This window comes from Paenibacillus sp. TAB_01 (genome assembly GCF_043945595.1).
Classification (GTDB): domain Bacteria; phylum Bacillota; class Bacilli; order Paenibacillales; family NBRC-103111; genus Paenibacillus_S.
In genome coordinates, this window is sequence record NZ_JBIFNP010000002.1 from 348,853 (window position 1) to 370,000 (window position 21,148).

The following is a 21,148-nucleotide window of genomic DNA, read 5'->3' on the forward strand; positions in this document are numbered from 1 at the left end:
AAGCTTACTTAATACCCGAGTAGACGAATGCCTTCAAAATCTGCTTGGAAGCAAACAAATAGACGATAAGAATCGGAACGACCAGAATGACGTTGCCAGCCATGATCGTATGCCAGTTGGTAATTCCCTCCGACTCCCGAAGCGTGGCAATCCCCAAGGTAAGCGGCCGGACTTCGACGGAATCGGTCATCACGAGCGGCCAGAAATAATCGTTCCAGTGGCTGACAAAGCTGAACAGCGCAATGGTCGCAAGAGCGGGCATCGACATGGGAATCATGATCTGCTTCATAATTTGAAACTCGCTGGCATTATCCAGACGGGCCGATTCAATAATTTCCTGAGGAATCTGCATAAAATATTGTCTTAACAGAAAAATACCGAAGGCATTGGACATAAAAGGCACAATTTGCGGAAGCAGCGTTTTGATCCAGCCGAAATCGGCCAGCATCAGATACACCGGGATGAACGTTACCTGCCCCGGAATCATAAAGGCAAGCAGTACGATCCCGAACAGGAACTCCTTGGCGAAAAATTTATATTTGGCAAAAGCGTAGGCTGCCGGAATCATAACCGCCATCTGAAGCACAATGACGGAGCACGTAATGATCACGGAGTTTCTGAAGTAGGTTAAAAAGACGGATTTCAGCGCCTCCACAAAGTTTCTCCATTGGGGAACCGCAGGAAACCAGGTAGGCGGGAATTTCAGCGTCTCCTGCAGCGTCTGTAAGGAGGTCGAGATCATCCATAAAAAAGGAAACACGAACGCCAGGAGTATGATCGTTTTCCACACATAGCCCAGAATCCGCCAAGACCGTGTCAAATGCACCTCCTCCTTGACTGCCCGCTGTTCTAGTCGCGCAAGCACCGGATAGCCACCTCCCTTTCGTTAGTATTGAAGCGATCAAGCCGTTATTGGTAATGAACCTTTTTGGACAGTACTTTGAAGTAGACGAAGGTCAGCAGCGCGATGATAGCCATTAAGACGACACCCGTTGCCGATGCGTAGCCGATGCTCGTCGTTCTGAACTCGTAAATATAGTAGACGAGCGTCGTCGTCGAGCCGTTAGGTCCCCCGCCCGTCATAATTTTGACCGTATCGAATACCTTGAAGGAGCCGATCGTCATAATGATCAGGATGAAGAACAGCTGAGGGGAAATGAGCGGCAGCGTAATTTTGTAAAACATTTTGAACCTGCCGGCATTGTCCAGCGCAGCGGCCTCGTAAATCGTGGGCGGAATGCTTTGCAGCGCCGCTACGATAATCAGCGTATAGTACCCGACGTTCTGCCAGACCGAAACGATAATGACGGACATCAGCGAGGTGCTGGAGCTCTGAAGCCAAGGCAGCGCGGGCAGACCGACCGATTTGAACAAATAGTTCAGTATGCCGTAGTTCGGTTCCATCAGCCACATCCACACCAGCGCGATCGATACGATCGAAATGATATGCGGCGTAAAAATACCGGCCTGCACAATGCTGTTAAAGATTCCTTTCTTGTTCAGCCATACGGCGAAGAGCAGAGCGAGCAGCAGCGTGATCAGCACGACTGCAATGGTATAGACAACCGTGTTCAGCAGCGCATTGTAGAAATCGCCCCGGGAAAAAATCTCCTTGAAGTTATCCAGTCCGATAAACTTGCTTTTGGCTTTGTTCAAAATGTTGTATTTGTACAAGCTCAGCTTAATCAAGTAGAAGATCGGGTAAATGACGAACAAAATTTTGCCGATCATGGCAGGCAGAATCATGATATACGGGCGGGCGGCTTCCCAGACGCGTTTCTTATCCATACCGTTTCCCCCGGAGACTGCTCATGTACCTGTCATAGGAAGCATCCTCCTTGGCGATCTGGTGCTCGTCGGCTCCGAAGAAATACATTTTGGACGCATCGACTGAAAGGAATACCTCCTGATCGACGATAAAAGGATCCTCCGTGTATTTCACCATAAAAGGCTGCTCGTCGACCTTAACCTGATAGATCGTCTCCGAGCCGAGCATTTCCCTGGTCACGATCCGTCCGCGCGCCGTATAATGGGCATCGGCCGGCTCAGTCGAGAGAACCGCGCTCTCCGGCCGGAAGCCGAATTTGACTCCGTCGGTGCCAAGCTCCGCTACGTTCATCGGAGGCACACCGATAAATTGTGCCGCAAACAAATTGTGAGGGCGGCGGTAAATGACTTCGGGAGCCGCTTTTTGCTGGATTTGACCTTGATTCATCAGCACAATGGTATCGGCCATCGACATGGCCTCCACCTGATCGTGGGTCACGTAAACAAAAGTAGTTCCCAACTTCTTATGAAGCTCGATCAGCTCAATGCGCATTTGTACGCGAAGCTTGGCATCGAGATTGGAGAGCGGCTCATCCATCAGGAAGACGGACGGCTTCTTGACCATCGCGCGGGCCAAAGCCACCCGCTGACGCTGTCCACCGGATAAAGCCGAAGGCTTGCGGTCCAGGTACGGACGCAGTCCGACGGTCTCGCTGATGCTCTCTACCAAATGGGTTCTTTCCTCTTTGGGCACTTTATTGTTCTTCAAGCCGAATTCGATATTCTCCCGCACCGACATCGTCGGGTAGATGGCATAGTTTTGAAACACCATCGCCACACCGCGCTGCCCCGGAGGAATACGGGAGACGTCCTTGCCGTTAATAAGCACCTGTCCTGAGGTTTGGCGGTCCAGCCCCGCGATCATGCGCAGCAGGGTCGTTTTGCCGCAGCCGGACGGGCCGACCAGTACGGTGAATTTTCCATCCTCGATGGTCAGGTTCAAATCCTGAATGACGACATGCTTGTCAAACGACTGTGTAACATTCACAAATTCAATGGATGCCAACTGGTACTCCTCCCCCGTTCACTTGCACGATTTGCTTGTTTTTGTCATTTCTTTCGATTATTCTCGCGCAACGTTGTTCATTTGTGTTCGTTTTTATTCTATAAAGCTTTTGTCATGGACGTGTTAAACACAAGTTAATGATTTGTAAACTTGAACAAACTGCATGGTTGCGCTTACATTTTAGCCGGCGAACGAAGAGTTCAGCGCTTCTCCTCTGTTCGCAGTATCCCCGCTGCAAGCTTAACTTTGAAAAAGCTTTGTGGTACAATCCTTTATAAGACTTCCACTGTGTCACCAGTGAAAGTCGAGGATTGTTTTTTTCCAGTCCTTGTGAGCCAAGGCAGATTCCATTGCGCCAACAAAGTCTTCTGCCTTGCTCACTACCGTATACTGATCCGGGATCAGCCTTCTCAGCGTCTCCTGACAGTCCGCTTGTTCCATCACCTTCAGCACTTCCCTGAAATCCCGCTCCGAGCTGCGGCTGCTGCCGTACATCGTAATTCCTTTCTCCAGCACGTCCCGCGTATTGATCGGTACGAATTCCTCGCTCACGCCCATCGCAATCAAATATCCGCCCGGCTTCAGAATATCGATGCCTTGATTGATCGCACTCTCGCTAAACCGCCCGCCCGTACATTCCACTACAATATCCATCCGATCACCGGCATGAAAATCATAGCTCTGTACCATCTCGTTCTGTGCAAAAGTGAATTGATCCAGCTTCTCCTGTATCGCGCCGAATACGGTCAAGCGGTCCTTGTCTACGTGAAACGCATGATGCAGCATCGCAGCCGTCAAATAGCCGACAGGTCCGTCTCCGAATACCGCGACTCTGGCATGGCTGAGCAGATCCTTGACTCCCCTCAGCGCCCGGTACGAAACGCTGCACAGCTCAGTCAGCACCGCAATTTCGTCCGGTATCGAATCCGGAATCGGAATGACGCAGGGCTCCGGAAGCACCAGTCGGCTCTGGGCTATGCCGTCCGTGCCGCTGCCGAGGAAACGTCCGCGGGAGCAGTAATTGTCCGGAATTTCGCCTCTGCAGGCAGGGCAGCATTCCTCCGGCTTCAGGCCGTGGAGCAAATATCCGGGAAGGTACGGAACAATAACGACTCGCTGCCCCGGCTTCAGATGCTCGGAGCTTCCGCCCACCACCGTTCCGATCCCTTCGTGAATCAGCGCCATCGGCAGCTTCTTAGCTAAAATCTCGGGCCTTCTGAGACCTCCGAAATAACGAAGATCGGCGTGGCAAATGCTGGCTATCGTCGGTTCGACGACGACGAATCCTTGACGAACGTTTCTGTCCACTTGAAGCTCCTGAACGACATGGGGCTCAGTCAAGCGCAGGGTTCGTGACTGTACAGTTCCTGTTGTTGTGACCATCAACAGAACACCTCCGTTTGAAATATCTATATTATGAATTCCTGACCGCGCATGGCGGCGGGAGAGATTCACCGCAGGTTATACCGTAATGACATTGACGCCGGAATCCTGAAACGGCTTGATGTCATACTCGGGCACTTCTTTACCGGTTATTAAAGTATGAATGGCGCTGTTGGGCGCAACCTCATGCAGCGACAGCTTGCCGATCTTCGTGTCATCGGCTACGACGATGACTTCCTGCGCCGCCGCGATCATCCCCTGCTTCGCCAAAACCAGCTGGGCTTCCGGGTGCATCAGCCCATGCTTCGGGTGGATGGCCGGCGTGCCGATAAACGCTTTGGATACATGGACCGAGCGAAGCACATGGTCGGTGAACATGCCGTTGAGCATAAAGCTGGAAGGGTACAGCTCCCCGCCGGTCACCGTGACCTTCACGCCAGGCGCATCCCTCAGCTCGGCCGCCACATTGATATCGTTGGTCACGACGGTAAGGTTCGAATGGTGAACCAAATTTTTGGCGATATGCAGTGTCGTGGTCCCCGAGTCGATAATGATATGATCGCCGTCCTCCACCAGACTTGCGGCCATCTTGCCGATGCGCATCTTCTGATCCAGCTGAACATTGGTTCTCTCATTAAAGGAAGGCTCGTTATGGGTCACCTTCTCCACAATGACGCCCCCATGCGTGCGCTTGAGCAGCCCTTCCTGCTCCACCTCCGCCAGATCCCGCCGGATCGTCGCTTCATGGACGCCGAATTCCTTGGCCAGCACTCCGACGGAGGCTGCCCGGTGCTGTCTCACATATTCCACGATCTTCATTTTCCTCTCAGCTGCCAGCAACATGCTCATCCTCTCATCCAAGCATAAAAACAAACACGAAACGCATAATAATGTTCATAATTGCTCGTTTTTGCAATTCCAGCTTAACCCCGCGCCAGGCTTCCTGTCAATCGTTCCAATGTTAATATTAAGTAAAGCTAGGACTTGAGCGCAGGACGCTTCGCTGCGAATCCGCGGATGGGTTCGGTCATTCCGTCTATCTCCAGGAAGAGCACGTCAGGAAGGCCGGACAGCTTCTCCAGGGAAGCCCCTGTAATGCCGGCCACCGGGGAGACGATTTGGAGCTTCAGCTCCACAATCGCTAACGCCGGATCGCCTTCCCAGCCTCCCTCCAGCGGGAACGCCTGAATATGCTTGATATGCATGCCCAGCGCCTCCAGCTGCCCCGTCACTCTTCCCAGCATTCCCGGTTTATCCGGGATTTTAATCAGAAGGCCGCAGCTTCGCGATTTGCGGATGAACGCCTTCTCCCATTTGTTCAGAGCGAACAGGCTGATGAAGACGAGAGCAGTGGTCAGCAGCGCCGGAAACCAGAAGCCGGCGCCGACCGACAGCCCGATGGCGGCGACAACCCAGATCGAGGCTGCTGTCGTCAGGCCCGAGATTCTCGAGCCGGTGCGAAGAATGGCGCCGGCCCCCAAAAAACCGATGCCGCTGATGACTTGGGCGGCGAGTCTGGCCGGATCGGAGCGGACTCCCGGCTCCTGCGCGAACGCTTCAAAGCCATAGATCGAAAGCAGCATGATCGACGCAGCGCCCAAACTGACCAGGATATGTGTACGAAAGCCGGCGGCGTGCTGGTTCCACTCCCGCTCCAATCCGATCATCCCGCCCAGCACGGCCGATAAAAGCAAGCGCAGCGTGATATCCCAATCCGTAATATGCCAGATGCTCTCCGTCACTTCGGATACACTCCCTCTTCTTCCCCATAACCCTGCAAGATAGAACAGCGGGATGGCTTTATGTTCATTTTATGCTCGTTTTGTTGTAATTATTGCTCGGTAATGCGATTATATCACGCACAAATGCGCATGACAATACATTTATTGATAGCGCATTCATTTTTTTGCACCCAAAATCCGCGGCACTTAGAACAAAAAAAACAGCCCCGGGAATGAATCGAGGCCGCTGAAAAAGTCATTACTACGAGTACGGAATATTCTTCCGATCACTGTTGTCCCTGTATTTCTCTGATTATCTTCCGCTTGTAGCGTTTGAAATCCAGGGACAAAGGCGAACGCTTTCGCTTCTACAGAACATTTCCGTACCCTCCGTAAGTTTTTCAGTGACCTCGAATGAATCCCAGCGCTGTTCGTCATCTATACGGCTTATTCTTGTTCCTTATGCCTTATTTCCGCAGCACGCTCATAGATAACTCAGCAATGCGGCGGAGCTTTTCTTTAGCTGCCGAGGTCCGCAGCATAACCCTTAATCCGGCCAGCGTATTGTGCACGTACTCGGCCAGCTCCTCCGCATCGGCACGGTTCGTAAACTCGCCGGTTTGCTGACCCCAAGCGATGATCTCTTTCAGCGTTTGTTCGGTGCGCCCGAAGGCGCCGGCGGTTCGGGCATCCACTTCTGCATCCCGCACCGCCAATTCTACTGCCGAGTTCACGATCATGCACCCGGGCGGCGCATCCTCCTCGCCCTCAATCATTGAATCATAAACAAGCCTAAGCGCCTGCTCAGCCGTTTCAGCCTGTTTAATCCCTGCCGCCAGCCGAGCGTTGCTTCGGTTACCGAATCGTTCCAACGCTTTGAGAAACAGAGTATGTTTATCGGTAAAAGTATCGTAAAGACTTCTTCGGTGTATCCCCATATGCTCGACAAGGTCATTCATAGAAGTTTTCTCGTAGCCTTGCTCCCAGAACAGCTTCATCGCTTTTTCCAGAACCTCGTTCTCATCGAACTCCTTGCTTCTAGCCATAATCCCGCCCTCCTCGCTCCATCTTAGCATAATGAGAACGGTCGATAAAGAATCGTGTTCAGTTGAACTGATGAAGAAAGCGATGATCCGAGTATGACAACGCCATATCAACTACGGCTATTTTTCCTCAGCGGGAACAATCGAAATGTCTTCCACCATCGATTGGCAGTGAGGGCAGTAATAGCGAAGCTCGATTTCATGATTACAAGCAGCGTGCCTTATGCTTTTATAGCATTTCTCCAAATGCTTCTCCCCCCAAAGAATGAAAGAATGAAAGACCGTCTCCAAATCGCGTCCGCTTTCCGTCAGTTCATATTCATAACGCGGAGGATGAGATGAATACAAATTGGAAACAATCAATCCATCTTCCTCCAGCTGCCTCAAACGCTCAGATAAAATATTCGCAGAGATTGTCAGCAGACCCTGCTTGATCTCGTTGAACGTTTTCTTACCGGCCAAAATTTCATGTACGAACCAGCAATGTCCAGCGATCACCGAGGATGTTCAGCGTCTGTGCAATATTGCAATCCATCGTATATATATTTTTGGGCACACCCATAGACCCCCTTGCATCTTAATTCAATAACTATGCTGCGGCCATTTAAAACTCCTTCAAGACTACTTTTCCGACCATGCGTCCTGTTTCCAGCAAAGCATGCGCTTTACGCAGGTTGGCAGCATTAATCGGCATCAGCGTTTCGTTCGTAGTTGTCCGAATCACGCCCTTGTCAACGAGCTGGGCGACTTCATTCAACAGCTTGTGCTGTTCTATCATATCCTGCGTTTGATACATGGGCCGGGTAAACATAAGCTCCCAAACAAACGTGACGCTTTTGTTCTTAAGCAAGGTCAAGTTCAGCAATTCATCCGTTTCGACGATCGAGCAAATTTTGCCCTGCGGGGCAATCGCCTCGGCCATGTTCGTCCAATGCTTCTCAGTGCTGTTTAAGCAGAGAATATAGTCCACCTGCTCGATTCCAAGCTCTTTCATTTGCGGAACGAACGCTTCAAAATGATTAATGATGTAATCCGCTCCCAACCCCTTCACCCAATCGGCCGATTCCGGCCGGGATGCTGTCCCGATGACCTTCAAGCCGGAATAATGGGCTAGCTGTGTCGCAATCGATCCAACACCGCCGGCTGCTCCGATAATCAAGATCGTCTTGCCACCGTTGTCCGCCTTTTCTCGTGAAATACCCAGCCGATCATACAGGCTTTCCCAGGCTGTTATCGAAGTCAGCGGCAAAGCGGCTGCTTGTGCAAAATCCAATTTGGATGGCTTCGTGCCTACAATCTGTTCGTCCACAAGGTGAAACTGGCTGTTTCCCCCGGGCCGTGTAATGCTGCCGGCATAGAAGACTTCATCGCCAGGACGAAATAATTCAGCATCCGAACCCACCTGCTCAACAATGCCTGCAACATCCCATCCAAGAACCCTTGGCACACTTTCCTCACGATTTTTTGGCGAACGAACTTTATAATCCACAGGATTTACCGAGATCGCCTTTACTTTAACCAACAGATCCCTGCCTTCCGGTACCGGTTTATCCAGTTCAACATCGATCAGGCTCTGTGGATGCTCGATCGGTAAATACTTGTACAGGCCAACGGCCTTCATTTTCTCATTTGTCATGGTTTTCTCCCCTTAAATGTGATTTTTAATTAGAATTCATTCAAAAAATCCCGGGCTTGCTGCGGTGTTTTCAAATTGGCACTGTGCAAATGAGCGACTTTCTCTCCATTTCTGAAAACCAGCAGACTTGGAATTCCCCGAACATTTTGCAGCTCGGCGACATCCTCTAGTTCTTCCACATTGATGTCATAAAAGCTTAAATTCGGATATTCGCTTACGATCTGCCCAAAATGCTGCTCCAACCGTTTACAGTCCGGGCACCAGTCTGCATAAAATTTAACAACTGTTGTTTGATCGCCCCGGATGCTGCTTTCAAAATCCGATGCCGAATTCAATCTTCTCATGAAAACCATCTCCTTAAACTTGTCATTAACGTTATATTATATTACTTAGTTATTTTTTACAACTTACAATTCAAAAAAATTCTGTTTACCTTTGATCTGCACCGGATATCCACAGAAATAAGCATTACATCTTTTCCAAACAGCAAAAAACCGGTTTCTCTCCCAGTGCGGGTGAAAACCGGTATTTTTCCGTTCAAACCACTCAAAGATATAAATAGCGCTCGCGGTGTTGTCCCACCTTTAGTTCGTGCCAAAGGTAAAGAAATCGGTGACCAAATTTTGCGGCGAAAAGGAAATAAATACGTGGTCGAGCTCGGTCTGGTTAATGAACGCCGCTATATCCTCCTTGTAATACCTGGGGTCAAGCAGATAAACATCGGAGCATATCGTAGAAAAAAACGAGATCAGCGGCACGGCCAGCGAATCCTTAATGAACACAACCTTCGGCCCGTTCGGCTTATCCTTGTTCCGAATATGCACGAAGGCCTGGTTGCCGTACAGGTAAGTAAAATATTTGTCCCCCGTCAGGCCGTAATCACTGCCCTCGACATGCAGCGGGTACGTTGTGAGCAGCGCATCCTCAAACCGTCCGGTTAACGTGCCGCCCAGCTCGTTCGTCTTAAAATAAAATTCATAATCCGTTTTAAATTTCGGATAAATCAGCGTGAAGTCGTCGACGCCCGCATAATACTTTCCCGTCTTCCTCCCCATCGAGCCGATATACGCGTTATCGTATTTGATCTGGTTGTAATTATCGATATTCGTATAAAATCCGGTCGGATCCAGCTTCGTTCCATCCATCGCATCCAGGTGCTTCACGAGCTGCCCGTAGCCCCAGAAGGCGGTTTGGATCTGCCAATGGTGATCTGTGCGGAAGAACAGCTCAGCAATCGGGATGCCGCTTTCCGTCAAGCCTTCCCGCAAATCAAGCGTATCCACCCCGGCCTGCTTCAGCTCCCCAAGAAACTGGTCCGCCGTCTCGTTGCTGTGATGATAAGGAATCCCCTTGGGAAACTGGGTATAGCCCTTGATGTATTTGTCCGGCGTCAGCATATAGGTCAGCTTGACCTGTTTATTTGTGATCTGACTGCTCAGCGTCTTCACCCTCTCGGTCAGCTCCATCGTCGGATTCGGCTTGTCCGTAAAGTAAGTGTAGTGCAGCTGTCCCTGCGTATCCTTCACGACCTCGAAGTTAGATTCCTCGTTCTTGTCCAGCAGCGCTTGCGTGTAGCCGTAAGCCTCAATAAATTTGAGCTTACCGTATACGGAATCGTTCATCGCCTGATCAAGCTTGCCGATCGTCTCCTTCAAGGAGGCGAAACGGAAGCTGCTGGACTGCACAACCTGCTTTAACGGCTCGTAGGAGACCATCAGGTTTTGAATCGAGAAGGCGAAGAGCAGCAGAATAAAGAGGGCTGCGGTGATCATTTTTTTATGCAAATGTCTTTTCATAGCGCATGGATACCCTCTTCTTAGAAATTAAAATAAATAAACGGGTTGTAGGTTCCCTTCACCAGATAGCAGACACACAGCAGGAATAAGAAAAGAATGCCCAGCGGATAAGTAAACTCCAGACTCTTGCTGAACGGCGCCCCATCGACTACAAGCTTATTGATCCGCTTCGCGATCGGCGTTGAGAAGATAATCCCCAGCAGGAAGAATACCCCATATTCCTTGGCAAACATATAGGTGTAGTCGCTCCAGAAGCCGTTATGGTTCAAGCCGAACATATTTCCCAAATAATTTCCCGCCTCCACCAGGTTGTGGGACCGGAAGATCACCCAGCCGATCAGCACGACCAGCATCGCATAAACGTGCCGCAGCCGGTTAAACCTGTTCATTTTATCCAGATTAAAGACCTTCTCCACGGCAATGCAGGCAAAATTAATGAGCCCCCAGACGACAAACGTCCATTCGGCCCCGTGCCAAATCCCCGTAAGCAGCCATACGACCAGCAAATTGCGGATCATTTTATCCTTATTCTTGACACGCGAGCCCCCCATGGGGAAATAAACATAGTCCCGAAACCACGAGCCCAGCGAAATGTGCCACCTGCGCCAGAACTCGGTTATCGTCTTGGAGATATAAGGATAGTTAAAGTTTTCTTCGAATTTGAACCCGAACATTAGGGCCAGACCGATCGCCATACACGAATATCCCGAGAAATCGAAATAAATCTGCAGCGTATAAGCAGCCGCGCCGAGCCACGCGAGGCTTGCCGGAATATGCCCTTCGGCGCCCATGCTGAAAATACGGTCGGCCACAATGGCCATGCTGTTCGACAGCAGCACCTTTTTCCCGAGCCCGGTAATAAAGCGGCAGCAGCCTACCGAGAACTTCTGCCACGTTTCCCTGCGGTGATGCATCTGCTCGGAAATCGTGTTATAGCGAATAATCGGCCCCGCCACAAGCTGAGGAAAGAACGAAATATAGAGGGCAACGTAGAAAAAGTTTTTTTGCACCTTTCCGTGCCGGCGGTACACATCGATGACATACGAGATGGCGTGAAACGTGAAAAACGAGATGCCTATCGGCAGCACGATATTCGGTATCGCGATATGCGCCTGCGTATTTTCGTTAATGATCCGCAGCGTGAAGGTCAAATATTTAAACACATACAGCAGCCCCAGGTTGAAGACGCACATCACGATAAGAATAAAGCGCGCCGTCCGCTTGTTCTCCCTGTACTTATCTACGAATAAGGCAAACAAATAATTGAAAAAAATCGAGCCGAGCATCAGCAGAACAAACCAAGGCTCGCCCCAGGCGTAGAAAAACAAGCTGGCAAACAATAGCACGATATTTTTAAGCAGCAGAGAAAACCGCAGGGAATAATACAGAACCAGCACAACGGGAAGAAAGTAAAATAAGAACACGACACTGGAAAAAAGCACTTCAAAGCCTCCTAGCTCCCAAGGGAGCCGCATAAGTTTGGGAAAGGACCAGCCGTTTTACTTTGACCGGAACCGCTGCCGCCAGCCCAGATACAATAGGCCGATCCCTGCCCCGGCAGCCACGATGACGATTCGCAGAGAGATCAGCATATCGGGCTTGAGCAAAGGATCGGACTTCTCCATCACCTTGGACATTTGTCCGGTTTCGGGAATGGACAGGCTCGTCCCATCCTGTTGTTTGGCGCTTAAGGTCCAGGAAGGCACCAGCTTCACGTCAATATCCTTTCGCCACCTGCCGTCAATATCAACGTACATGGACAGACTGTCCTCGCTGATCTCAGGCGTCAGCGTCAGCCTGCCGTCCGGGGTCAGCGACGCGCCCTTCACGGCCTTCTCCAGCTTGAACGTTTCCTTCAGCTGGGCGCTCTTCGTCTGCAGGCTGTACTCTGCGATCGACTCGCCGATATAGGGCTTAACGACCTGCAAGTCTCCCTGCAGCACAGCCTCTCCCAGCTCATTCGAAATAGCGGCCTGTGCTGCGGGCACAAGCTGAACGCGGCCAATCCGGAAGCTCTGCGTCCCTTCTTCTTCCAGATTCGTCGTCAGCCCCCACGATACGATCGAATCCAGCTCCGGCCGGCTCTCGCCACCGGCTCCCCCCTGAACGTGCAGGCTGGAAAAGGGAACATGCACGGTGCCTTCAAACCGGCCCGCCAGTTCAAGGGAGCCGTAGGTCAGCCCCTGCAGATTTTGTCTGCCGCTGCCCAGAGACTCTACCATCACATTGCTTTTGTCCGTTAATGTCAGGTTGGTCCCATCAGCTAACGTTACAATCACGTTGAGCTTCAGCGGCGTGCCGCTTTCATTAGTTATCGGGACGGACAGCTCACCGTCGGCGGACCAATTTCTTTTTTCCGCTTCAAATACGTACGTAGTGTAGTAGCCTTTCTTCAACCCGTGCGTATCGGAAGTCACCCGGGTCTCCCCGCCCGCCGAGCCTACGGTAACATGGGCACCGTTCGACCAATGCCTGAATGGGGGCTCGATGACCGTATCCGAAGCGTAGGCTGAAAAAACCATGCAGCTCATAAGGAGAAATAGGAACATACCAGCCAGTCGTCTGGCCCGGCGTTTCGTCAGCATCTTTCTTTCCTCCATCTATCGCCGCCAACATCCCGGATCATGGCCCTGCTGCACTTACAGATGGGCCATTTCGTCCAGCTCGTCGGACGGCGCGTTTGCTTGATGCGGCTTGGCAGGCTGTCGTTCCCGCACTTTCTCTTGAAGCCATTCCGCCGCTATCGAATCCAGAATTCCGCTCTCCGCCAATTCCTCATAGCCGGATATGAGATAGAGCGCTCCTTTACTGTGAGGATGGGATGAAACCAAGGTACACTCCAAAGTCATCCCGTCCTGCAATAGAACCGTTAATATGGCCGGCCTCGGATGAGTCCCCAGCTCGAATTGGATATACTGGTAATTAAAATCCGTTAAGGTGACCGTTCCGCATTCCAGCGTCTCCACCGGCCGATCGAGATGAATCCTTGCCAGCTTCCGGTTCGAAAGTCCACGGTTTTTGCTGCGCTGGATAAAATTAATCCGGATGTCCTCGAATGTGCTGCTGTCTTTATCCAGCCGCTGCGGCAGCGTCGGCTCCCGGTCGTAAATCATGTGAAGCAGCTGGCGAAAATCCCCTTCCTCCAGCCCCGTCATATGGAAGGCGTACTTCCACCGCCCCTGGAACTCGTCTACATGGATCACCTCTCCTTGGAAGGAGCTGCGGTACCTGGCGGTGGACAGCTGAATCGAGACCGGCTTGTCCGCCGGAATGTAATGGGGAGCGTCCAGCAGGACGGAGAGCCCGCCCTCTGAAATATCATGCGTGAAGCAATGAATCGTTTGATGCTCCGTCATAATGGTGCAGTCGACCTGCGCCGCGCTGCGTTCATGATTACGGTACACTCTGCGGCCAAGCATAAAAAAGATCGACATAATAATGTTATAAAAATTAATCAGCAGCCAAAAAATAACGACAATAAAGCTGATTGAGCCGGTTGCAAAGGTCAATTGCACGCAATTCACAATACCGATTACCGAAAGGACAGCCAAGACCGCATGAGGCGCCGTCTGTCTCCATTGGTAAGCCCTGTCGTTCTGTGCCCCGTCCTTGCGCGTGACGGCAAACTTTTTCTGGGAGATGCCGAACGTCTCCAGTAAAATCACAGGCAGCAGGGATGGAAACAGAATGGTTTCATACACATTCGACCATTTCGTGTTTCGTATATTCCGGGACAGCATCCGCAAGCATGTATTCATGAGCAGGTACATCGGCAGCCAGAAAATCAGCACCTCCAGAAGCGTACACTTCACGACAATGACGTTAAATACAGTGAACAAAATGGGCGACATGATATAAATCAATCGTTTCAGCCCTGAATACCAGTAGGAAATAGAGGAAATATAGTTCAGCCTCTGAGCGAGCGTAAGACCCTTTATGAAAAAAATATTTAACTTTTTGCCTGTTTGGATACAGCCCCGCGCCCAGCGTTCGCGCTGCTTGATCAAGCTTCTCAGGTCGGCCGGGGCAAGCCCCGAGGCATGAACCTCATTAATGGCATAGCATTTGTAGCCTTTGCTTTGAATGAGGATGCCCGTCGCAAAATCCTCCGTAATGACCTCGGTATAGAACCCGCCGATCTCCTCAAGCGCCTGCCGGGAAATAACCGTGTTGGTGCCGCCGTAAATAACGGAATTCGTCTTGTTGCGTCCCACCTGCACGTCACGGTAGAAATAATCCTGCTCGTTCGGAATCCGGCCTTCGGAATACAAGTTATATTGGAACTGGTCAGCATTATAAAAGCTCTGCGGCGTTTGGACGAAGCCGATCTTCTTCCCTGTCAGAAAGTAAGGAACGCACGCCATCAGGAAACCGTGCATAGGTATCATATCCGCATCAAAGGTTACTATAAGAGGCGACGAAGAATGCTGCATGGCATTGTTCAGGTTTCCGGCTTTGGCGTGGGTTCTTTCCATTCTTGTCACATACTGAATCTTCATGCGGTTCGCGAGCTCTCTCATCTCTGGGCGGTTGGAATCATCGCACAAATAAATATGTACCTTCGATTTATCCGGATAGTCCATATTCAAACAGCCGTTAATCGTTTTATGCAATAGAGTAACAGGTTCGTTGTACGTGGCGATAAACACGTCGACATGCGGAAATTGATCCGCTTCCACCTCCGGCCTCTCCGGATACTCCACACTGACCATGTTATAGAAATGGACACCCGCTTCCAGCATTCCGATGATTTCTACCGTCAGCAAAAACAGCCCCGAGACGACGGCCACGATGCCGTACCCGAAGGGAATCGTAAAGAAGGTGCGCCATATAATATAGAGGAGCGACATCATGACTGTAGCGGTCGCCAGCCACTTATTTCTCGTACTAAGCAGATTCAAACAGCGACATCTCCCGTGACTGAAAATATAAATATATGGAAAATATTGAATTTTCCATATGACTTACATAAAAATAAGGATATGGGATTTATCATAACACCATTCGCTATTTTTCGACATTAAAAAAAGCTGAAAATGCCATGCCAATATATTCCCTCCAATCCCTTCGGAGGGCAAAGAAAAAAGGCCCTGTAAGGGCCTTGAGTTTGTAAGCTTATAGTTAACGCCGCAAATAACTTATTTTTTCTCCGGTAATATACTTATAAGGGGGCTCATGCGGCTGCCGCTTCAACTGGGCGGCTAAATCGTTAAACAGCCGGTGCGCAGCCGAGCGTTCTTTGTCAGCAATACTGAACTGGACTCCGTACTGGAATACATTCTCATCCAGCTCGCAATACCAGACTACAACCCCGTTCAGCGTCACGGGCCGCTGCAAAATCTCCGTCTCAAACTGCAAAATGATTTCGGGATGAACCGCCAGCTTAATCGTGGATAAGAAACGCAAACCGCCAATGCCTATATCTTCAATGGCAACCTCCGTTTGTCCCAGCTGAATGGCCTGTCCTTTAATTTGGATAATAGTCATCGCTGCGGACAAAGGGAATTTCAGCTCCGTCCGGACAAACTTGCGCCGGTTTTCAACAACACGCGGCTGACTCTCAATCTTGGCCGGCTCCATCCGGCCCACGGCCAGCAGCTCTGCAAACCGCTTGGCAGGCACCGGCCTGCTGTACAGATAGCCTTGAATCTCGCTGCAGCGGAGGCTCCGTAAAATCGAGAGCTGTTCCTCATTCTCCACGCCTTCTGCAACAACGGACATTTTCAGATGATAGGCCATATGAATGATGGTGCGGATAATTTCTTTGTCATCGCTGTCCTCGCACAGATCCCGCACAAAGGAGCGGTCAATTTTCAGCGTATCGATCTTGTGCTTGAAGCGCTTGAGATACGACAGGGAAGAATAGCCGGTGCCGAAGTCGTCCAGCGCAATTTTGACACCCATTTCTTTCAGCTCATCAATCGTGGAGGAAGTCACTTCCTCATTCTCCAATAGCGAGCTTTCCGTAATCTCGATTTCCAGGAAACAGCCCTGCAGTCCCGTCTCCCCCAGTACCCTTCGAACCGATTCCACAACATCCTTCTGCATAAAATGCTGCGCCGATAAATTGATCGAAACCGGAATAGGGGGAAGACCCTCAAGCTGCCATGCTTTATTTTGCAGGCATGCGCTTCGTTGAACCCATTCATTAACCGGAGCGATCAGCCCCGTTTCCTCCGCCAGCGGAATAAACTCATTGGGCGAGATCAGCCCCCACTCGGGATGATTCCAGCGGATCAAAGCCTCTACCCCCACAATAAGCCCCGAGCAGGGATCCACCTTCGGCTGATAATACAGCTCCAGCTGGTTTAGCCGCAGCGCTTTGCGAAGATCCTTTTCCAAAGTGAACGTCCTGTACGTCTGAGCGTTCATGGACGGAGTGTAGATTTGATAATTATTTTTCCCCTGATCCTTAGCGCGATAAAGCGCTGAATCCGCATTTTTCATTAAAGCCTCAGGCTCTTCCCCGTCGATGGGAAAGATGCTGATGCCGGCGCTGACCGTAATAAAAAATTCGTATTCCTCAATCTCGAACCGTTCATTTAGCGACTTAATAATCCGTTCGGCAATCCGGATCACGCTTTCAATCCCTTTCATGTCCGGGATAAAAATCGTAAACTCATCGCCGCCCATCCTCGCAATGATATCGCCTTCCCCGACACATTGGGCAAGCCGCTCGCCGATTTGCTTCAACAGCTTATCCCCCATGCGGTGACCCAACGAGTCATTTACATACTTGAACCGGTCCATATCGAGGTACATTACAGCCAGCTGCTGATTATGCGTCTTCGCCACCGCGATGGATTGCCTCAGCTTTTCTTCGAAATATCTGCGGTTGGGCAAGCCCGTTAACGCATCATGATACGCCAAGTACTCGTTAAGCTGCACTGAACGTTTGCGATCCGTTATATCCAGCAAGGTTCCGATCACTGCCGGCCTTCCCTTGTAGTAAATTCTTGTGGTGTGAGCCTCGACGTCAATAACGCTGCCGTTCTGCTTCATAATCCGAAATTGATGGTGGATCGAATCCTGTTCTTTACTCAGGTTGCCAACGTCCAGCTTCACAGCCGGCAAATCATCGGGATGAATGAACCTTCCTGCGTCGGCTCCTTCAATGGATCCATTGCTCCCGAATATCCAGTTCAATCGGGGATTGGCATAAACAAAGATTCCATCCTGAATGATATACACGCCGACAATCGATTCCTCGACGAGACTCCGGTATTTCGTTTCGGCCTCAACAAGCGCTCTCTCGGAACGCTTCTCTTCCGTGATATCTTTGGCAATGCTGTAGACGCCGACAATTTGTCCCTCAATGACGATGGGAAGGTTCGTAACGCTCACATCTATCCAATGTCCTTCTTTATGCACACAGACGATCGCATAATTTTGCGGCTCGCCTGCAAGCGCCAGGGCAAAGTGACTCCAGGTCTTGTCCAAATCATCCGCTTGAATCAAGTGATTGAAGGTAGAATGAACCAGGTCACTGCTTGGAATGCCCTATAATACGCTCTAATGCGGGGTTGCAGTCGACAAAACAGCCCTGGGTATCGAAATAAGCGACGCCATCCGGATGGTGCATAAATAAGGACTCGTATCTTTGCTTGCTTTCCTGCAGCACCCGTTCAATTAGTTTTTGTTCGGTTATATCTTTGGCGATGCCTATAACCCCGACAACCCGGCCGCTTATATTAATAGGAACAGCGGTAATATTGAGTACGATAACATGCCCACCCTTGTGAAAAAGAGAACAATCGATGGTCATCGTTTCGCCGCCCAGCACGCGCTGAAAGCTGCCGAAAACCTTCTCTCTCTCTTCCTCCACAATTAAAGGAATAAACGATTTATCAAGAAGCTCTTCCTTCGCATAACCGCCAACCGTCATGCCCGCTTCATTCACATCGATAATATGTCCGTTCAGATCAAGTATAAAGCCCGCATCCTTGAGATGAGTGAACAACGATTTGTAGCTTTCCCTTAAATACTTATTTTCCGTAATATCTTTGGCGATGCCGTAAACCCCAACCACAGTCCCATGCACTACATTCGGGATATTCGTAACAAGAAATTCCAGAGGATGCCCATCCTTATGGCGTGCAACCAAATGATAATTAAGAGACTCTCCTTGTCTCGCCTTATCGAAGCAGGCATTTCCCCATTCCACCTGGTCCGGCGGCAGGAGGCTTCTGAAATCGCCTTGCACCTCTTCCGCTTCATATCCTAATACTTTATAAAAAGAACCATTCGCTTCAATAAGGTTTCCATCTAAATCCAAATGGAAAACAACATCCGGATGATGCTCAAACAATGACCTGTAAAAGAGTTCTGAGCCTGCCAGTTGCCTATGGGTCGTCGCATCTACCTTATGTAAGTCATTTAAAGAATCGAATAGCTCCATGTTTCCCCACTTTTTTCCTTAATTTATCTCATGAATGTCATGTTTTGTCTGCTGTCATTATATCAAGAATAAGGTCATTATTAAAATTGAAGTATCTTCCAGTTCAGGGGCGGAATACAAAAAAAACACCGGTCTAGGAGCATAGTCACTGAAAAGGTCATCGCTGTGAGTACGGATCTTTCCTCCGATCGCTTCTACAGAACGATTCCGTACTCTCCACAAGTTTTCAGTGGCCTCCTCCGAAGCCGGCGTTAGTCTTAATAGTCCGTATAATAAGGTTTATTTCCGCAGCGCGCTGCGGTACATAAGCAGAAGTAAATACGGGGTCCCCAGCAGCGCCACGACAATGCCGGCCGGGATTTCCTTCGGTGCAAGAACGGTTTTGCCGATCAGATCAGCGGCGACGAGAAGCACGGCGCCCAGCAGCGCAGAGAGCACAAGCGACTTGCGGTGCTCGTGTCCTGCCATGAGGCGGACCGCATGGGGGGCCAGAAGGCCGATAAAGCCGATGGAGCCGACCGAGGATGCCGCCGCCGCTCCCAGCGCAACACTGATCCCTGCAGCCATCAGCCGCGAACGCTGCAGATTCAGTCCGAGTCCGATGGACACCTGATCCCCGAACGTCAGCAGCTCGATCCTCCGGCCCAGCCACCAAGCTATCGGTCCAAGCACCCCCGTGACGGCCGCAAGCCGGAGCCATTCGGCATACCCGCGCGCGTAAGTGCTGCCAGCCAGCCAAGCCAAAGCCGGGGCTGCGGCGATACCGGATTGGATCACAAGAAATTGAATGCCCGCCGTTCCCACCGCGGAAACGCCGATGCCGACAAGAATTAATGCTGTAGGGTTGAGCCCCTTCCGCCACGAGAATGCATATACGCATCCAGCCGCTGCGACAGCGCCGATCAAAGCTCCCAGAGGGAGCATGAAGGCCGGGGCCTGCGGCCACAGCACGATCACCGCCAGGGCGCCCACACCAGCGCCGGAGGTGACCCCGACGATGGAGGGGTCGGCCAGCGGGTTGCGGACGGCCCCCTGCATCATGGAGCCGGCCATGGCCAAGGCTGCGCCGGCGAAGGCCGCAACCAGCATGCGGGGAAGGCGCAAGTCCAGCAGGATGCCGCGTGCGAACGCTTCTCCCCGGCCGAGCAGGACGGCTCCTACCTCGCTCGCGGACAAATGCAGCGTACCGGCCATCAGGCTAAAGGCCATCAATACGATCAATAGGCCGAGCAGCCCGGTCACAAGCAGCGGGTAAGGCACCACCCTGCGGATGGCGCCTATGCTCATAGATGCGCTGCTTTCCTGCGACCCGCTTCCTTTGGTTGCGCGGACCGCAAGCCAAATCAGCCAAGGAGCGCCGATCACCGCCGTGACAGCGCCTGCAGGCAGCTCTCCGAGCGAGCTGTGAAACATTCGCGCGATCGTATCCGCGCCGACGAGAATAATCGCGCCCCATAGGGCGCTCGCCGGCAGCAGCAGACGGTGCCGGCGCAGTCCCAGCAGCCGCATCAGATGCGGGGCGATCAGGCCGACAAAGCCGATCGGGCCGACGACGCTGACCGTCACGCCAGCCAGCAGCACGGCGGCGGCCAGTCCCAGGAAGCGCGCGGCTTCCAGCCGCTGTCCGAGGGAACGGGCCGCTTCATCCCCAAGCTCCAGCAGGTCGAACGAGCGGGCATAGACCAGCACAAGGCCAACGCCCGCCGCGATCCACGGCCAGGCATACTGGACGCCGCTCCAGTCGTTCTGGACGAGGGAGCCGGCTCCCCAGGCAAGCAGCTGCGACGCCTGGGTCTCGAACAGCAGCTGCAGCGCGCTGGTGAAAGCGGACAGCACAAGGCCGACGATCATTCCGGCCACGGCCATGCGCACGGATGTGCTTCTCCTGCCGCCGGCTATCCCGTACGTCATGGCTGCCGCCCCCAGCGCGCCCGCGAGCCCGAGCAATAATGGCGCATTGGCCTTAAGGCCCGGGAAAAAGACAGCCGCCGCCATAATCACAAAGTAGGCACCGGCATTCAGGCCGAATGTAGACGCCGATGCCAGCGGATTGCGCGTGATCGTCTGGAGCAGCGCTCCGCAGACGGCCAGCGCCATGCCGGCTAGCAGCCCCATCACCGCTCTCGGAAGACGAACTCCCCGAATCATGTGATGGGCCGGCTGATCCTGAGGGCTGCCGATCGCTTCCATGACCTGCCGGAACGTGATCTCCGCTTCGCCGTACATCAAGCTGACAAAGAGCAAGACGGCCAGCAAAGCCAGGCCGCCTCCGAATATAAAAATTGTCATCCATCCGATCGGACCGGGCCGGATGCATGGCCGCAGCTTTCATTCGCGT

General features: G+C 51.7%; 17 protein-coding genes. All 17 read right to left on the reverse strand.

The features are described from left to right. Positions 1 to 4 precede the first annotated feature (4 nt). The 17 genes from ACHHV8_RS34990 to ACHHV8_RS35070 all read right to left on the reverse strand — a co-directional run bounded on the left by ACHHV8_RS34990 (position 5) and on the right by ACHHV8_RS35070 (position 21,066). Positions 5 to 742 carry a carbohydrate ABC transporter permease gene (locus ACHHV8_RS34990; RefSeq protein WP_395164312.1) on the reverse strand — a complete coding sequence of 246 codons (738 nt, stop codon included), beginning with the start codon at positions 740 to 742 and terminating at the stop codon, positions 5 to 7. A gap of 167 nt (positions 743 to 909) precedes the next feature. After that, entirely contained in the window at positions 910 to 1,788 is an 879-nt protein-coding gene (locus ACHHV8_RS34995) for a carbohydrate ABC transporter permease (RefSeq protein ID WP_395164051.1), read from the reverse strand. Then, positions 1,781 to 2,833, reverse strand: coding sequence for an ABC transporter ATP-binding protein (locus ACHHV8_RS35000; RefSeq protein WP_395164052.1), 1,053 nt, complete (start codon positions 2,831 to 2,833; stop codon positions 1,781 to 1,783). The genes ACHHV8_RS34995 and ACHHV8_RS35000 overlap by 8 nt, the downstream gene beginning before the upstream one ends. A 291-nt stretch (positions 2,834 to 3,124) precedes the next feature. Then, entirely contained in the window at positions 3,125 to 4,216 is a 1,092-nt protein-coding gene (locus tag ACHHV8_RS35005; protein WP_395164053.1) for an alcohol dehydrogenase catalytic domain-containing protein, read from the reverse strand. 78 nt (positions 4,217 to 4,294) lie between these two features. Beyond that, the gene (locus ACHHV8_RS35010; protein WP_395164313.1) at positions 4,295 to 5,056 is read right to left on the reverse strand and encodes a DeoR/GlpR family DNA-binding transcription regulator; all 762 of its coding nucleotides are present in this window, start codon (positions 5,054 to 5,056) and stop codon (positions 4,295 to 4,297) included. 137 nt (positions 5,057 to 5,193) lie between these two features. Continuing rightward, the gene (locus ACHHV8_RS35015) at positions 5,194 to 5,958 is read right to left on the reverse strand and encodes an MgtC/SapB family protein (protein ID WP_395164054.1); all 765 of its coding nucleotides are present in this window, start codon (positions 5,956 to 5,958) and stop codon (positions 5,194 to 5,196) included. Between the two features lie 446 nt (positions 5,959 to 6,404). After that, positions 6,405 to 6,983, reverse strand: a complete 579-nt coding sequence (locus tag ACHHV8_RS35020) for a TetR/AcrR family transcriptional regulator (protein ID WP_395164055.1) — start codon at positions 6,981 to 6,983, stop codon at positions 6,405 to 6,407. Between the two features lie 117 nt (positions 6,984 to 7,100). Then, positions 7,101 to 7,478 (reverse strand): winged helix-turn-helix transcriptional regulator, encoded by a 378-nt coding sequence (locus tag ACHHV8_RS35025; RefSeq protein ID WP_395164056.1) that lies wholly within the window; start codon positions 7,476 to 7,478, stop codon positions 7,101 to 7,103. Positions 7,479 to 7,584: 106 nt separating this feature from the next. Beyond that, positions 7,585 to 8,616: a zinc-binding alcohol dehydrogenase family protein gene (locus tag ACHHV8_RS35030; protein ID WP_395164057.1), complete on the reverse strand. Its 1,032-nt coding sequence runs from the start codon at positions 8,614 to 8,616 to the stop codon at positions 7,585 to 7,587. 29 nt (positions 8,617 to 8,645) lie between these two features. Further along, positions 8,646 to 8,960, reverse strand: coding sequence for a thioredoxin family protein (locus ACHHV8_RS35035; protein WP_395164058.1), 315 nt, complete (start codon positions 8,958 to 8,960; stop codon positions 8,646 to 8,648). Between the two features lie 240 nt (positions 8,961 to 9,200). Then, positions 9,201 to 10,412 carry an alginate O-acetyltransferase AlgX-related protein gene (locus ACHHV8_RS35040; RefSeq protein WP_395164059.1) on the reverse strand — a complete coding sequence of 404 codons (1,212 nt, stop codon included), beginning with the start codon at positions 10,410 to 10,412 and terminating at the stop codon, positions 9,201 to 9,203. Between the two features lie 20 nt (positions 10,413 to 10,432). Continuing rightward, the gene (locus ACHHV8_RS35045) at positions 10,433 to 11,854 is read right to left on the reverse strand and encodes an MBOAT family O-acyltransferase (RefSeq protein WP_395164060.1); all 1,422 of its coding nucleotides are present in this window, start codon (positions 11,852 to 11,854) and stop codon (positions 10,433 to 10,435) included. 57 nt (positions 11,855 to 11,911) lie between these two features. Beyond that, positions 11,912 to 12,997: a hypothetical protein gene (locus ACHHV8_RS35050; RefSeq protein ID WP_395164061.1), complete on the reverse strand. Its 1,086-nt coding sequence runs from the start codon at positions 12,995 to 12,997 to the stop codon at positions 11,912 to 11,914. A gap of 54 nt (positions 12,998 to 13,051) precedes the next feature. Further along, a complete protein-coding gene (locus ACHHV8_RS35055; RefSeq protein WP_395164062.1) occupies positions 13,052 to 15,313 on the reverse strand; it encodes a glycosyltransferase in 2,262 nt (753 codons plus the stop codon). Between the two features lie 220 nt (positions 15,314 to 15,533). Further along, the gene (locus tag ACHHV8_RS35060) at positions 15,534 to 17,852 is read right to left on the reverse strand and encodes an EAL domain-containing protein (protein ID WP_395164063.1); all 2,319 of its coding nucleotides are present in this window, start codon (positions 17,850 to 17,852) and stop codon (positions 15,534 to 15,536) included. 43 nt (positions 17,853 to 17,895) lie between these two features. Continuing rightward, positions 17,896 to 18,810 carry a PAS domain-containing protein gene (locus tag ACHHV8_RS35065; protein WP_395164064.1) on the reverse strand — a complete coding sequence of 305 codons (915 nt, stop codon included), beginning with the start codon at positions 18,808 to 18,810 and terminating at the stop codon, positions 17,896 to 17,898. Positions 18,811 to 19,089: 279 nt separating this feature from the next. Next, positions 19,090 to 21,066: an iron ABC transporter permease gene (locus ACHHV8_RS35070; protein ID WP_395164065.1), complete on the reverse strand. Its 1,977-nt coding sequence runs from the start codon at positions 21,064 to 21,066 to the stop codon at positions 19,090 to 19,092. Between the last annotated feature and the right edge of the window lie 82 nt (positions 21,067 to 21,148).

Bases quoted from the DNA above. Each gene is read 5' to 3' on its own strand.
- ACHHV8_RS34990 (WP_395164312.1), bottom strand. From the start codon at position 742: ATGATCTCGACCTCCTTACAGACGCTGCAGGAGACGCTGAAATTCCCG.
- ACHHV8_RS34995 (WP_395164051.1), bottom strand. From the start codon at position 1,788: ATGGATAAGAAACGCGTCTGGGAAGCCGCCCGCCCGTATATCATGATT.
- ACHHV8_RS35005 (WP_395164053.1), bottom strand. From the start codon at position 4,216: ATGGTCACAACAACAGGAACTGTACAGTCACGAACCCTGCGCTTGACT.
- ACHHV8_RS35020 (WP_395164055.1), bottom strand. From the start codon at position 6,983: ATGGCTAGAAGCAAGGAGTTCGATGAGAACGAGGTTCTGGAAAAAGCG.
- ACHHV8_RS35030 (WP_395164057.1), bottom strand. From the start codon at position 8,616: ATGACAAATGAGAAAATGAAGGCCGTTGGCCTGTACAAGTATTTACCG.
- ACHHV8_RS35035 (WP_395164058.1), bottom strand. From the start codon at position 8,960: ATGAGAAGATTGAATTCGGCATCGGATTTTGAAAGCAGCATCCGGGGC.
- ACHHV8_RS35040 (WP_395164059.1), bottom strand. From the start codon at position 10,412: ATGAAAAGACATTTGCATAAAAAAATGATCACCGCAGCCCTCTTTATT.
- ACHHV8_RS35050 (WP_395164061.1), bottom strand. From the start codon at position 12,997: ATGCTGACGAAACGCCGGGCCAGACGACTGGCTGGTATGTTCCTATTT.
- ACHHV8_RS35065 (WP_395164064.1), bottom strand. From the start codon at position 18,810: ATGGAGCTATTCGATTCTTTAAATGACTTACATAAGGTAGATGCGACG.